Below are 12,176 nucleotides of genomic sequence, written 5' to 3'. Positions count from 1 at the left end.
TACACTAACGTTCCGTAAGTGACTGCTTATTCCGCAGTTTCGGACGTATCCTGGGGAGCATGTCACTCGACTCCGCGCCGGATCAGGCCTTGGTGGCCGATGTCTTCGCGCGCGACTGCACCTCGCGGTCGACCTTCGAGGACGTCGCCGACAAATGGCCGTCCCTCATCCTTATCGCGCTGGGCGAGGGAACGCAACGCTTCGGACAGTTGCGTGCGCGAGTGAGCGGCGTCAGCGAGCGGATGCTCGCGCAGTCGCTGCGCACCCTCGAGCGCGACGGCATGATCACGCGCACTGCGTATGCCGAGTCCCCGCCCCGGGTGGACTACGCACTTACGGCTCTGGGGGCGCAGGTCGCCGTGCGCCTACGCGACCTCGCCGATCTGCTCGAGGGTGCCGTGCCCCAGATCGAGGAGGCGCGGGAGCGCTACGGATCCTGAACCCTGCCGGGGCGACGCGACAGCGGGGGCCGGCCACGGCATCGGCCGCAGGGAAGGTCTCGCGCGTCACGTGTGTTGACGCGACCGAGGCGGTAAATCGCCGCCCACCCGACGGAGGGAGCGAGATCATGTCAGACCCCACCGAGCAGGAGATCCATGCGGGCACCGAGGCCCTGCAGGAGATCGCAGACGAGGTCGAGGCCGAGCGCGAGAAGGGCAGCGCGGGCGTGATGCCCGACGATGACACGCTCGCGGACGACGGTGAGACCCGCGAGGACCATCTCGACGACGGAGTCGGTCTCGATGTGCCACCCGCGGCAGCCAATCCCGGATACGGCCCTAAATGAGAAGTTTCTGAGTGGGGCGCGGGCGTTCCCTTGAAGTGACCGGTTCAGCCGGGCACGGTGGAAAGGAGACCGCCATGTCACTCAAGGACCACGAGGGCACCGACGCCCTGACCCACCTCGCCCAGGAGGTCGAGGAGGAACGCCGCGTTAAGGGACGCACCGCCTTTGACGCGCAGGACGAGTCCGAGGACCGTCCCACGGGCGAGACGCGCGCCGAGGTGAACGAGGAGGTCGGCGACACTGACGTCGATCCGGGAGGCGAGAAGTTGCCTCCGGTTCAGGCCTTCGGCCACTGACGCTCCGCCACGGCGGCGGTCCGGAGCACACCCCCCTCAGTGCTTCGGGCCGCCGCTTTCGTGTGTCCGGCCCAGCCCAGCCCACTCGGTGATCGCCACGAGGTCGTCGACGATCTCGTCCATGACCCGGTCGTAGGTGGCCTGATCCAGCGACCAGGGGTCGTCCAGGCTTCGCAGTGGTGCGGGGACGGCCTGGCGGGCGGCGTCGAGGGCAGCGGCGGCGTTCGCGAGCCGCTCGGTGGCCGTGTCCCCGGCTGGCCGTTCTGCCCTTCTCGCCAGTTCCGCCGCCTCCTTGATGCCGAACACGTGCGGCACGCGCTCGCCCCATTCACGTTCGGCCCAGCGCGCGTGCTGCGCGGTTGCGACCAGCACGAGGTCCGCCTGCGTGAGGATGGCGCGGTCCAACTGCGTGGGCCGATGCCGGGGGATGGCGAGGCCATGACGCTCGGCCGCGCGGCGCATGGGCTGGGGGACGTCCATCCCGATCTCGGCGTAGATGCCGGCGCTCGTAACCTCGGCGGCGTCGCCCCATTCTCGCTTGGCGAGATAGTGCATCGCGGGGGAGCGGCAGATGTTTCCGGTGCAGACCATGGTGACGCGGGCGGCTCGTGACATGGCACGCAGGCTACGTCACTGCGGGCGTCTCACAGCCTCGTCACCGACGCCTCGTCGCCGGGGTGGCCATAAAACGTGCCCTCGAATTGCTTGAGGGAGGCGACGATCACGAAGCTCAAAGTGACGAGCAGCGCCCACGAGCCGAGCTTGCCCATGTGGACCGCCTGCCAGAACGCCTCCTGATCCGGATACGTCCACGCGCCCAGGAAGGTGCCGGCGTTCTCGGCGAGCCAGAGGAAGAAGCCGATGAGTACGAAGGCGATCGCGAGCGGCATCCGCAGCCGGGTCTCGCCCAGGCTGTAATGCACCCAGGTGTCCCACATGGCCGCGACGAACAGGGCGGCGATCACCCACCTCAGGTCCCAGATCCAGTGATGGGTGAAGAAGTTGGCGTACGCGGCGACGGCGAGCGCCGTCATGGCGCCGGCCCGGTAGCCGGTGATCCGCAGGTCGAAGCGCCGCCACGCCTGGCACAGGTACGAGCCCACCGCGGCGTACATGAAGCCCGAGTACAGGGGCACGCCGCCGATCATGGTCACGCCCTCGGCCGGGTAGGTCCACGAGCCCTGGCTGACCTTGAAGAGCTCGAGGCCGAGACCGAGCAGGTGGAAGGCGAAGATCACGCCCACCTCGCGCGTGGTCTCGTAGCCCGTCCACCAGAGCACGGCCGTGATGGCGAGGCCGCACGCGAGCAGCAGGTCGTAGCGGCCGATACCCGTGTCCACCAGTTCCGTCACCGCCATCGCCGCGAAGATCAGCAGCGCGAACACCAGGCAGCGCAACTGTGTGGCCACGAACATCCCCAGGAGCCGTAGCTCCGCGTGAGCACGCATCATCGCGGGGCGGGCGGTGAAGGCGGTCACCCGCCCATTCAGCACCAGAGGCGGGCGGCACGGCAAGAGGCGCACCGCACGGGCCGTCGCCTGCGACCCGTATAGAGTTGGGGCCGTGTCCACCGCCGCTAGCCCCGTCAAGATCGCCATCCTCGGATGCGGGACCGTCGGCACCCAGGTGGTGCGACTCCTCACCGAGCAGCGCGATGACCTCTCCGCGCGCGTGGGCGCGCCCGTCGACATCGCTGGGGTCTACGTGCGCGACACGTCGGTGCCGCGCGACGAGGTGGTGCCGACCGCGCTGCTCACCTCGGACGCCGAGTCCCTTGTGGATGCGGCCGATGTGGTGGTCGAGCTCATGGGCGGTGACGAGCCCGCCCGCTCGCTGATCTTGCGCGCGCTCGCGGCGGGCAAGGGCGTGGTGACAGCGAACAAGGCGCTCCTCGCGACCCGCGGCGCGGAGCTGTACGAGGCCGCCGACGAGTCCGGCGCCGACCTGTACTTTGAGGCCGCCGTCGCCGGCGCCATCCCGTTGGTGCGACCCGTGCGCGAGTCGCTCGCGGGTGACCACGTCACCCGCATCCTCGGCATCGTCAACGGCACCACCAATTACGTGCTCGACGAGATGACCACCAAGGGCCTGGACTACGCCGACGTGGTTGCCGAGGCGCAGCGCCTGGGCTACGCCGAGGCCGACCCGACCGCGGACGTGGGCGGCCACGACGCCGCCGCGAAGGCCGCGATCCTCGCCTCCCTCGCCTTCCACCAGCGCGTCCATCTGGACGACGTGTACTGCGAGGGCATCACCGAGATCACCGCGGACGACATCGCGGCGGCCGCGGAGACTGGTCGCGTCATCAAGCTTTTGGCGATCGCGGACCAGGCCGATGCCGGCGTCAGCGTCCGTGTCCACCCCACCTTGTTGCCCGTGTCCCACCCGCTGGCCGGCGTGCGCGGAGCGTTCAACGCTGTTTTTGTCGAGGCCGAGGCGGCCGGCGAGCTCATGTTCTACGGCCAGGGAGCCGGCGGGGCGCCCACGGCATCGGCCGTCCTGGGAGACGTGGTCTCGGTGGCCCGCCACGTGGCCGGCGGCGGCCGCGGCCCGCGTGAGTCCAACTATGCGCGCCACGACGTGTTGCCGATCGACGACGCCCAGACCCGCTACGCCGTGCGCATGAGCGTGCCGGACCGCCCCGGCGTGCTCGCGACCGTCGCGCAGATGTTCGCCAACCACGGCGTGGGCATCGAGTCCGTCCGCCAGCAGGCCGGGAAGGGCCATGCGGGCCTGATCCTGTCGTCGCACCGCGCGTCCGAGGCGGCGCTGCGAGCGACCGTCGAGGACCTGCGCGCGTCCGACGCCGTCAATGATGTCTGGTCCGTCCTGAGGATCGAGGGAGAGTAAGTGGCTCACGTGTGGCGCGGAGCGATCCGCGAGTACCTGGAATACCTGCCGTTCGACGAGGACGACCGCCTCATCTCGCTTGGTGAGGGCGGCACGCCGCTGGTGCACGCCCCGTCGATCTCCGCCGAGGTGGGCGCCGAGGTCTACGTCAAGGTCGAGGGCATGAACCCGACCGGCTCGTTCAAGGACCGCGGCATGACCTCGGCGATCACGCACGTCGTCAAGGACGGCGACCACACGGTGGTGTGCGCGTCGACGGGTAACACGTCGGCGTCGGCGGCTGCCTACGCCGCGCATGCGGGCCTCAACTGTGTGGTGATGATCCCGCAGGGCAAGATCGCGGCGGGCAAGATGGCGCAGGCCATCGTGCACGGCGCCAAGCTGGTGCAGGTCGACGGCAACTTCGACGAATGCCTCGACATCGTGCGATCGCTGTCCGAGGAGTACCCGGTGGCGCTCGTCAACTCGGTGAACCCCTACCGCCTGCAGGGTCAGAAGACCGCGGCGTTCGAGATCATCGACCAGTTGGGCGACGCCCCCGACATCCACATGCTGCCCGTCGGCAACGCGGGCAACATCTCCGCGTACTGGATGGGCTTTACGGAGTTCGCCGAGGCCGGCCGTGCCACCAAGCGCCCCAAGATCTGGGGAGTCCAGGCCGCCGGCGCCGCGCCGTTCGTCGCGGGGCACCCGATCAAGGACCCCGAGACGGTCGCGACCGCGATCCGGATCGGCAAGCCCGCCTCGTGGGACCTCGCGGTCGCCGCGCGTGACGAGTCCGGCGGCTGGATCCGCGCCGTCGAGGACTCGCAGATCCTCAACGCGCAGGCCCGGCTGGCCGCCGACGTGGGTGTGTTCGTGGAGCCCGCCTCCGCCGCGCCGATCGCCGGCCTGCTCGCCGCCGCCGCGCTGGGCGAGGTGCCGAAGGGCGCCACCATCACGTGCACCGTGACCGGCAACGGACTCAAGGACACGGCGACCGCGCTCGCGGGCCGCGAGGTCGAGCCCACCGTCATCCCCGTCGACGTCGCCGCCGCGGCGCAGGTACTGGGGCTCTAAGCGATGCGTCTGGGCGCCGACCATGTGGTGGTGACCGTCCCGGCCACCGCTGGCAACCTTGGATCGGGCTTCGACTCGCTGGGCCTCGCCCTGGGCTTGGCCGACGAGGTCGAGGTGCGCGCCGTCGCATCGGCCGCCGTCGAACTCGAGATCGAGGGTGAGGGTGCTGACTCGCTGCCGCGCGACGAGTCCCACCTGGTAGTGCGGGCCCTGCGCGCCGCGCTCGACCACGTCAACGCCTCGCAGACGGGTCTTGCGATTCGCGCCGTCAACCGCATCCCGCACGGGCGCGGCCTGGGATCGTCGGCCGCCGCGGTGGTCGCCGGAATCTCCGCCGCGCGCGGTCTGATCGCCGAGCCCGAGGCGCTGTCCGCCGAGGTCGCGCTCGAGATCGCCACCCAGTTCGAGGGCCACCCCGACAACGCCGCGCCGGCCATCTACGGCGGCGCGACGGTCGCGTGGATGGGGGAGCACGGCGCGAAGGCCGCCACGCTGCCCATGGCAGAGGGAATCGAGGCCGCGGTGCTGATCCCCGGTTCTACACTTCCCACCAAGCAGGCGCGATCCGTGCTGCCGTTGCAGGTCCCGCACGCCGACGCCGCGTTCAATGTGGGCCGCGCGGCGCTGCTGGTCGCCGCGCTGAACGGCCAGCCCGAGTTGCTGTTCGAGGGCACCGAGGACCGCCTGCACCAGGGCTACCGCGCCGACGTGATGCCGGCCGCCATGGCGATGCTGTCGCACCTGCGCGCTCAGGGCCTGGCCGCCGTCGTCTCGGGGGCCGGGCCCTCCGTCTTGGTGCTGGGTACGGACCTCGCGTCTCACGGGTTGGCCTCGGGCATGCCTCAGTGGGCACGCGGCATCGGCGACGAAAACTGGCGCGTGGTGCACACCGTCGAGCGGGTTCCCGGCGCCTCGACTCACCGGGTCTAGACACCGGCGCGGTAGCGTCGTGGCCATGTCGTCGCTCTCGACCTGGCTCCCGCCGAGCGCTGTGGTGCGGCTGGTCTGCGTCATCGTGGCCGCGGCAGGAGGCATCGGTGCCGTGGTGTGGTGGTGGGGAGGTCCATCCGCAGGCGTCGCGTCCGTGCTGGGCGTGATCGCGGTGCTGATGCTTGCGTTGAGGCGGCCGCCGGCCACGCACGTCCTCGCGCTCGGAGTAATCGTCGCCGTCGGATCGTCGGGCGCCACCCTCGTGGCACCGTCCCCTTGGGGGCTCGCGGCCGTGGTGGCGGCGTCCGTCCTCGCGACTTTCCCCCTCGTGCTGCGCCATGGTGCGGTCGTGTCGAGTGTGCCCGTCGTCGTCGCGCTTGCGGGGACCGATGCCGTCGCGATTGGTCCGGAGGGTGCCTTGGCGGGAATACTCCTCGCCGCGGTGCTGACGATCGGTGTCGTCCGGCTGCTGCGCCTGCGCGCGCCCGCGCCTCCGACGCCGTCGCGACGCGTCTTGGTGGTGTACCTCGGCGCGGTGGCGTTCGGATCGGCACTGGCAGCGGGGCTGATCGTCGCATGGGAGGTGCCCCACGGGGTGTGGGTCATTGTCGCGCTGAGTGCTGTCTTGCTGCCTGTGGCGGGCGAAACCGTCCGCGCCGCTCGAGCGCGTGTGCTCGGTACTGTCGTGGGAACGGTGGTGGCTTCGGCCGCGAGTATGGTGCTGCCCGCGGTCATCTCGCTGGCTCTCGTGGCGGTACTCCTGGTGTGGGGCATCGCGTGGATCATCGCCAAGAATCAGGCTCGTGGTGCGGGATTCGTCGCGGCGGCTGTGGTCTTGATCGCAGGGGTCTCAACGTCCGAGGCTGCGTGGGAGGTCGCCGGCCAGCGCGCGCTCCTGACGCTCGTGGGAGGGCTGGCCGCCGTCGCCCTGGGGCTGATCGTCGCGAGGCTAGACCGGTCGTGGTCTCAGCGTGCGGCCACCCGGGGGCAACGATGACGGCAACGTGCCTGATCGTGCGCGGAGGCTGGTCCGGTCATGACCCCGTGGGACAGACCGACGCCATGCGCCCCCATCTCGAGCGTAGGGGCTTCGCCCTCGATGTGGAGGACTCTCCCGAGGTGTACGCCGACGCCACCCGGATGGCCACCTATGACCTGGTGGTCCAGGCAGTCACGAACGGCGCCATCACCGACGCCCAGTCGGCGGGACTGCGCGCCGCCGTCGAGGGCGGCGCCGGCCTTGCGGGGTGGCACGGGGGGCTGATCGCCGCTTATCGAGGTCAACTCGACTACCTACAGATGCTCGGCGCCCAGTTTGTTGCACATCCGGCAAGCCGCGCGACGCCCGACGAACCGCAGTACCGGCGCTATCGGGTGACACCCACCCCATTGGGCGCCGCACACCCGATCACTGCGGGCGTCGCGGAGTTCGAGGTCGTCACGGAGCAGTACTGGGTCCTGGCGGATGGGCTGAACAACGTGCTCGCGACGAGCACGCTTGCGCCCGAAGAAGGGGACGCGTGGCATGGTCCCGCCACGATGCCGGCCGTGTGGACCCGGCGCTGGGGAGCCGGCAGGATCTTCGTTCACACCTTGGGTCACGACCTCACGACACTGCGCCGTCCCGAGGTGGAGACGGTTGTCCTGCGTGGCATGGAGTGGGCCGCCCGGCAGGCGCGGCCATGACCGTTTCGTCGATCCGTCCCGCCACGCCGGCGGATCACGACGCCATCGCACGCATCTGCCGCCTCACCGGCGATGCGGGCGCGGATGCCACGGGCATGTACGGCGACGACACCGTGCTCGCGGACGTCTATGCGACTCCGTACCTTCACGGTCCCGGAGCTTTCGCCCTGGTGTGGGCCGAGGGCGACGGGCCGCTGGGTTACGTGCTCGGAACCGAGGACACGGTGGCCTTCCAAACGTGGTTCAGCGAGCACTGGTGGCCCGCTGTTGCCGACCACCACGCACTGGTCACCGAGGCGGACGAGAAGCTCCTGCGCAGCGCCGCGAACCGCCACCGGATGCTCGACGATCTTCCCGACGGCTATCCGGCGCACCTCCACATTGACCTGCTTCCCGAGTCCCAGGGCAGGGGAGCCGGGCGTGCCCTCATCGAGGCAGCCTGCGCGCTGCTGGCCGAACGCGGGGCCGCAGGCGTCCACCTCGGCATCGATCCCCGCAACGACGGGGCCCGCATGTTCTATCCACGGGTGGGGTTCACGGTAGGTGCGAGCGAGGATCTCTTTCTGCGCCGTCTCGCCTCACCGTAACGGTCGCACGCGTAACGCCGGTGGCGAACGAATGCCCCGCATGGCCCACGGACCAGGCCCGACAGTTCTACTGTGAACTCATGACCATCACACGCAAGTGCGAGGCGGCCGCATGACGGCCGTCGCCACGTCCGCCCGGACAGGCGGCGCGACCGACGACGAGAAGACCAAGGGTGCCCTGTGGCCCCTGCTCGTGGCCTCGGCCAAGCCCTACTGGAAGCTGCTCCTCGGAGTCGTCATCTTCCAGGGTGCCCAGGCCGTCTGCAACCTGTACCTGCCCAGCCTCAACGCCTCGATCATCGATGACGGCGTCGCGACCGGCGACATCGCGTATATCTGGCAGGTGGGCGGCATCATGCTCGCCCTGTCGCTTCTGCAGATCGCCTGCGCCATTGTCGGCGTCTACTTCGGCGCCAAGGTCGCCATGGCCGTGGGCCGTGACCTGCGCGCGCAGATTTTCCGCCGCGTGGGCGCGTTCAGCGAAAACGAGGTGCAGCGCTTCGGCGCGCCCAGCCTCATCACGCGCTCCACGAACGACGTGCAGCAGGTGCAGATGCTGGTCCTCATGGGCTGCACGCTGCTCGTGACGGCGCCGTTCATGGCGATCGGCGGCGTGTTCATGGCGCTGCACCAGGACGCGACGCTGTCGTGGATTCTCGTCATCGCAATCCCGCTGCTGCTGATCGCGGTGATCCTCATCATCTCGCGCATGGTGCCGCACTTCCAGCGCATGCAAAAGCGCATCGACGCCATCAACCGGGTCATGCGTGAGCAGCTCACCGGCATCCGCGTGGTGCGCGCGTTCGTGCGCGAGCGCGAGGAGACCGCACGCTTCGCCCAGGCCAACGACAAGGTCACGGAATCCGCGCTGAAGGCGGGCCGCCTCATGGCCGCGATGTTCCCCATCGTGATGCTCATCATGAACGTCTCGTCCGTCGCCGTGCTGTGGTTCGGCGCCGAGCGCGTCGAGAACGGCGAAATGCAGGTGGGGGCGCTCACCGCGTTCCTCACGTACATCATCCAGATCCTCATGTCCGTGATGATGGCGACGTTCCTGTTCGTGATGATCCCGCGCGCGTCCGTCTCGGCCGATCGCATCAGCGAGGTGCTGTCGACCGACAGCACCGTGGTGCAGACGGCCGATGCGACACGCACCTTCTCGCAGCGCGGCACCGTGGTCTTCGACGACGTCACGTTTGCCTACCCTGGCGCCGAGGAGCCGGTGCTGAAGCACATCTCGTTCACCGCCACACCAGGCACGACGACCGCAATTATCGGCTCGACCGGCGCGGGCAAGTCCACCCTGGTGGGCCTGGTGCCGCGCCTGTATGACGCGACCGAGGGGACCGTCAGCATCGACGGCGTGGACCTGCGCGACGCGGACCTCGAGGCACTGTGGACCCGCGTCGGCCTCGTACCGCAGCGTCCCTACCTCTTCTCGGGCACTGTCGGCTCCAACCTTCGCTACGGCAAGGAGGACGCGACCGACGAGGAGATCTGGGAGGCGCTGCGCGTCGCCCAGGGCGAGGACTTCGTGAAGGCGATGCCCGAGGGGCTTGACACGCCCATGGCGCAGGGCGGCACGACCGTGTCGGGCGGCCAGCGCCAACGCCTGTCGATCGCCCGTGCGCTCATCCGCAAGCCCGAGATCCTGCTGTTCGACGATTCGTTCAGTGCGCTCGACACCGCGACCGATGCCCGCCTGCGCGCGGCGCTGAAGACGGCGGCGGCTGACGCCACCGTCATCGTGGTCGCCCAGCGCGTCAGCTCCATTCAGGACGCCGACCTCATCCTCGTCATCGAGGACGGCGAGATCGTCGACCGCGGCACGCACCACGAGTTGCTTGCGAGTTCGCCTACCTACCAAGAGATCGTCAGTACCCAGCTGAGGGCGGAGGAGGCGTGATGGCCGAGCACGAGAAGACCACCGCGCCGGTGCAGGACGCCGACACCAAGGCCGCGGCCCGCGCACGCCCGCGCGGCGGCGGCCCCGGCCCCATGGGCGGGGCTGGCATGCCCACCGAGAAGGCGATGAACTTCGGGGCCTCGCTGAAGCGCCTGTTCGGCGAGTTACGTCCCGAGCGCACGCTCGTGGGCGTCGTCATCCTGCTGGGCGCCGCGTCGGTTGCGCTCGCGGTCATCGGCCCCAAGATCCTCGGTAATGCCACCACGGTCATCTTCGAGGGACTCGTCACCGGCACGGGCATCGACTTCGACAACCTGCACCGCATCCTGCTGTGGGTCGTCGGCATCTATGTCGCTTCGTCGCTGCTGTCGCTCGCGCAGGGCTACATCCTCAACGGCGTCACCCAGCGCACGGTCTACCGGCTCCGCGAACGCGTCGAGGCCAAGATTCACCGCCTGCCGCTGAGCTACTTCGACAAGCACCAGCGCGGCGAGCTGCTCAGCCGCGTCACCAACGACATCGACAACGTCTCGCAGACGCTCCAGCAGACGCTGAGCCAGCTGTTCACGTCGGTGCTCACGGTCATCGGCGTGCTCGTGATGATGGTCGTCATCTCGCCGCTGCTCGCGGCCGTGACGCTCGTGTCGATCCCGCTGACACTGATCATCGTCACCCAGGTCGCCAAGCGCTCGCAGGTGAAGTTCGTCGCCCAGTGGAAGCACACGGGCGAGCTCAACGGCCAGATCGAGGAGACCTACACGGGGCACTCGCTGGTCAAGGTGTTCGGCCGCCAGGCTCGCACGCAGGAGGAGTTCGACGCCAAGAACGACGAGCTCTACCAGGCGTCGTTTGGGGCCCAGTTCATCTCCGGCATCATCATGCCCGCGACGATGTTCATCGGAAACCTCGTCTACGTCGCCGTCGCGGTGGTCGGTGGAGTCATGGTCGCCAACGGCGCGCTGCCCATCGGCGACATCCAGGCGTTCATCCAGTACACGCGCCAGTTCCAGCAGCCGCTGAGCCAGTTGGGCTCGATGTTCAACCTGCTGCAGTCGGGCGTCGCCTCCGCCGAGCGCGTGTTCGAGCTGCTCGACGCCGACGACCAGAGCGATGACCCGGACCCCGCCGACACCCCCGAACAGTTCCGCGGCCGGCTCGAGTTCGAGGACGTGAAGTTCTCCTACGAGGAGGACAAGCCGCTGATCACGGGCCTGTCCATGGTCGCGGAGCCGGGCAAGACGGTCGCGATCGTGGGCCCCACGGGAGCGGGCAAGACCACGCTGGTCAACCTCATCATGCGCTTCTACGAGCTCGACGGGGGCCGCATCACGCTCGACGGCACGGACATCGCGCTCATGACCCGCGACGACCTGCGCTCGCGCACGGGCATGGTGCTGCAGGACGCGTGGCTGTTCGGCGGCACCATCCGCGAGAACATCGCGTACGGCCGCCCCGGCGCCACCGACGACGAGATCCTCGACGCCGCCAAGGCCGCGTACGTGGACCGCTTTGTGCACTCCCTTCCCGAGGGCTACGACACGGTGCTCGATGACGACGCGACCAACGTGTCGGTGGGCGAGCGCCAGCTCATCACGATCGCGCGCGCCTTCGTGGCCCGCCCGAGCGTGCTGATCCTCGACGAGGCCACCAGCTCGGTCGACACCCGCACCGAGCTGCTCGTACAGCAAGCCATGGCGGACCTGCGCAAGGACCGCACCAGCTTCGTCATCGCCCACCGCCTGTCGACCATCCGCGACGCCGACCTCATCCTGGTGATGGAGCACGGCGACATCGTCGAGCAGGGCAGCCACGACGAGCTGATCGCCGCGCACGGCGCCTACGCGCGCCTGTACGAGGCGCAGTTCTCTGCGCCCGTCGAGGACGTGGACGACCCGCTGGGCGGCGGCATCAGCGAGGAGGACCTCACACAGGCGGGGGCCGGTGCCGCGGTCGCCCCGATTCCCCCGGCTCCTGTCGAGGAGGGGGTCGTCCCCGAGGCGGTGCTGCCGCAGGAACAGGCGACCCCGAACCCCGCGCCGAGCGAGGGCGAGGACGGTACGCGGGCCTAGTGACTG

At 69.4% G+C, this 12,176-nt stretch carries 13 protein-coding genes; 11 read left to right on the top strand and 2 right to left on the bottom strand.

From position 1 onward, the window contains the following. Positions 1 to 59: 59 nt before the first annotated feature. The 3 genes from B7K20_RS07190 (at position 60) to B7K20_RS07180 (ending at position 1,083) form a co-directional block, all read left to right on the top strand. Complete coding sequence (locus tag B7K20_RS07190) at positions 60 to 440, top strand: helix-turn-helix domain-containing protein (protein WP_084101842.1); 381 nt, start codon at positions 60 to 62, stop codon at positions 438 to 440. A gap of 128 nt (positions 441 to 568) precedes the next feature. Further along, entirely contained in the window at positions 569 to 787 is a 219-nt protein-coding gene (locus B7K20_RS07185; RefSeq protein ID WP_084101841.1) for a hypothetical protein, read from the top strand. Positions 788 to 861: 74 nt separating this feature from the next. After that, positions 862 to 1,083 (top strand): hypothetical protein, encoded by a 222-nt coding sequence (locus B7K20_RS07180; protein WP_084101840.1) that lies wholly within the window; start codon positions 862 to 864, stop codon positions 1,081 to 1,083. Between the two features lie 36 nt (positions 1,084 to 1,119). Here B7K20_RS07180 and B7K20_RS07175 read toward each other — a convergent pair whose 3' ends face one another. Continuing rightward, positions 1,120 to 1,698, bottom strand: a complete 579-nt coding sequence (locus B7K20_RS07175; protein WP_084101839.1) for a low molecular weight phosphatase family protein — start codon at positions 1,696 to 1,698, stop codon at positions 1,120 to 1,122. A gap of 29 nt (positions 1,699 to 1,727) precedes the next feature. Further along, positions 1,728 to 2,561: a DUF817 domain-containing protein gene (locus B7K20_RS07170; RefSeq protein ID WP_234985751.1), complete on the bottom strand. Its 834-nt coding sequence runs from the start codon at positions 2,559 to 2,561 to the stop codon at positions 1,728 to 1,730. Positions 2,562 to 2,646: 85 nt separating this feature from the next. Here B7K20_RS07170 and B7K20_RS07165 point away from each other — a divergent pair, with 85 nt between their 5' ends. The 8 genes from B7K20_RS07165 (at position 2,647) to B7K20_RS07130 (ending at position 12,170) form a co-directional block, all read left to right on the top strand. Then, entirely contained in the window at positions 2,647 to 3,933 is a 1,287-nt protein-coding gene (locus B7K20_RS07165) for a homoserine dehydrogenase (protein ID WP_084101838.1), read from the top strand. After that, positions 3,934 to 4,992, top strand: coding sequence for a threonine synthase (gene thrC, locus B7K20_RS07160; protein WP_084101837.1), 1,059 nt, complete (start codon positions 3,934 to 3,936; stop codon positions 4,990 to 4,992). It begins immediately after the preceding gene. Positions 4,993 to 5,022: 30 nt separating this feature from the next. Then, positions 5,023 to 5,922, top strand: coding sequence for a homoserine kinase (gene thrB / locus B7K20_RS07155; protein ID WP_371327870.1), 900 nt, complete (start codon positions 5,023 to 5,025; stop codon positions 5,920 to 5,922). Positions 5,923 to 5,947: 25 nt separating this feature from the next. Beyond that, the gene (locus B7K20_RS07150) at positions 5,948 to 6,919 is read left to right on the top strand and encodes an FUSC family protein (RefSeq protein ID WP_084101835.1); all 972 of its coding nucleotides are present in this window, start codon (positions 5,948 to 5,950) and stop codon (positions 6,917 to 6,919) included. Next, a complete protein-coding gene (locus B7K20_RS07145) occupies positions 6,916 to 7,608 on the top strand; it encodes a ThuA domain-containing protein (RefSeq protein ID WP_084101834.1) in 693 nt (230 codons plus the stop codon). The genes B7K20_RS07150 and B7K20_RS07145 overlap by 4 nt, the downstream gene beginning before the upstream one ends. Beyond that, a complete protein-coding gene (locus B7K20_RS07140) occupies positions 7,605 to 8,195 on the top strand; it encodes a GNAT family N-acetyltransferase (protein WP_084101907.1) in 591 nt (196 codons plus the stop codon). Before B7K20_RS07145 ends, B7K20_RS07140 begins: the two co-directional genes overlap by 4 nt. A gap of 112 nt (positions 8,196 to 8,307) precedes the next feature. Further along, positions 8,308 to 10,101: an ABC transporter ATP-binding protein gene (locus B7K20_RS07135; RefSeq protein WP_084101833.1), complete on the top strand. Its 1,794-nt coding sequence runs from the start codon at positions 8,308 to 8,310 to the stop codon at positions 10,099 to 10,101. Beyond that, on the top strand, positions 10,101 to 12,170 hold the full coding sequence (locus B7K20_RS07130) for an ABC transporter ATP-binding protein (protein ID WP_084101832.1): 2,070 nt from the start codon (positions 10,101 to 10,103) through the stop codon (positions 12,168 to 12,170). The genes B7K20_RS07135 and B7K20_RS07130 overlap by 1 nt, the downstream gene beginning before the upstream one ends. Positions 12,171 to 12,176 lie beyond the last annotated feature (6 nt).

The organism is Demequina sp. NBRC 110051 (assembly GCF_002090055.1).
In the GTDB taxonomy this organism is placed as follows: domain Bacteria; phylum Actinomycetota; class Actinomycetes; order Actinomycetales; family Demequinaceae; genus Demequina.
The sequence above is the reverse complement of the archived record's forward strand: the minus strand, read 5'-3'. Positions and strand labels throughout refer to the sequence as shown.